At 42.4% G+C, this 1913-nt stretch carries 1 protein-coding gene; it reads left to right on the forward strand.

The features are described from left to right. A partial coding sequence (locus tag RRG12_RS43670; protein ID WP_420763325.1) for a TonB-dependent siderophore receptor occupies nt 1–1913 on the forward strand: 1913 nt, incomplete at both ends.

Raw genomic sequence — 1913 nt, forward strand, 5'->3', positions numbered from 1 at the left:
AATAATTTTATTGCAGATATTCCCAATGCTCAGTTAAGTTTGGCATCTGGTAGTGAGTTTCGTCAAGAAAATCCTGTCAGTGGAATTACAGGGGTCACCGTAACCAATATCGATGCAAATACTATCCGGTTAACGGTGACAGGTGAGATAAGTTCGCCCAAAGTTGATTTATTTGATAGTGATGAAGGTTTAATTTTTGGGATAACACCTGCTGCAACGGCGACACAGCCACCGGAAATACCACAGAAGCCAGCAAGTGAGACACCGCAAGAGGAACCAGCAGCACAGCAGGATGAGCCAATTGAGTTAGTGGTGACGGGTGAGGAAGATGGGTATAGTGTAACAAATACTACGACTGGGACAAAAACTGATACACCTTTGCGTGACATTCCCCAATCAATTCAAGTAGTACCACAAGAAGTATTGCGCGACCAACAGGTAACTCGTTTAGACGATGCGCTCAGAAATGTTGCTGGTGTCAATCAGAGTTTTAACTTTGGCCCATTTACTTTCTATAGCATTCGCGGATTTGATGCAACAGAAACGAATCTTCTGAGAGATGGACTCATTGACACATTGGCTGGACAGGTGAGTGAACTTTCCAGTATTGAGCGAGTCGAAGTTCTCAAAGGCCCTGCATCAGTTTTATTTGGTTTGGGTAATCCAGGGGGAAGTATCAACCTCATATCTAAACGTCCTTTGCCCGACCCTTTTTATGCTGTTGAAGCAACTATTGGCAGCTATAGTTTTTATCGAGGTGCGGTTGATTTATCGGGGCCGCTAAATGACTCGAAGACAGTCTTATATAGACTCAACTTAGCCTACAGAAATTCAGGTAGCTTTGTTGATTTCTTTAATGGTGAAAGCTTCAATATATCGCCTGTAATTAGTGTAGCACTTGGCGAGAAAACTAACCTGAACTTGGAAGCAGAATACATCACAACAAGAGATACGATCGCATCTGGCGTACCTGTGATTGGTAGTTTATTACCTAATCCAAACGGGAAAGTGTCCCGTAATCTCAACCTTTTTGAACCTTCTGATAGCATTGAGCAGACAATTATCAGGCTTGGATATCGGCTAGACCATAAGTTTAACGAAAATTGGTCGTTAAACAATGCGTTGAGGTTTGTATTTCGTGATCTCTTTCAACGCCGCACCGATTCTAATGGTTTAGAACCAGATAATCGAACTTGGAGGCGTTCAGCGTCAGAAGGATCTTCTGAAAATAAAAATTATGCGATGACGACTAATCTAATCGGTAAGTTCTCCACAGGTTCAATTCAACATCAGCTACTATTTGGGTTTGATTTAAATCGTTTTGACAACTTTAATCCACCAATTGATGAATTCGAGGCGGCATCAATTGATATCTTCAATCCTATATATGGTCAACCGCGAGGAGTACAAGTCCCTTCTTCTTTTGCAGTTCGACAGCAGACGAACTCATTAGGAATTTATCTGCAAGACCAAGTTTCCCTGACAGATAACTTGAAAGTGCTATTAGGTGGGCGGTTTGACGTGATTGATCGAAAATATGAAGATTTAATCAGTAACACAGAAAGCAGTGGGACAGATAGTGCATTCAGTCCTCGTTTTGGCATTGTCTATCAACCCATCCCCGCTATCTCTCTCTATACCAGTTACACAAGTTCATTCACTCCACCAGGCGGCTCATACTTTTTTGGTGTTGACTCTTCCTTCGAGCCAGAACGCGGTAATCAGTATGAGGTTGGGGTAAAAGCAGATTTGAATGATCGCCTTTCCGCAACCCTAGCCTTATTTGATTTAACCCGTACCAATGTCACGACAGAAGATCCTAACAGACCAAACTTTTCTATCCAAGTAGGTGAGCAGAATAGCCAAGGGGTTGAACTGAATCTGGCGGGTGAACTTTTACCAGGATGGAATAT

It is taken from the genome of Nostoc sp. CALU 546, assembly GCF_048836525.1.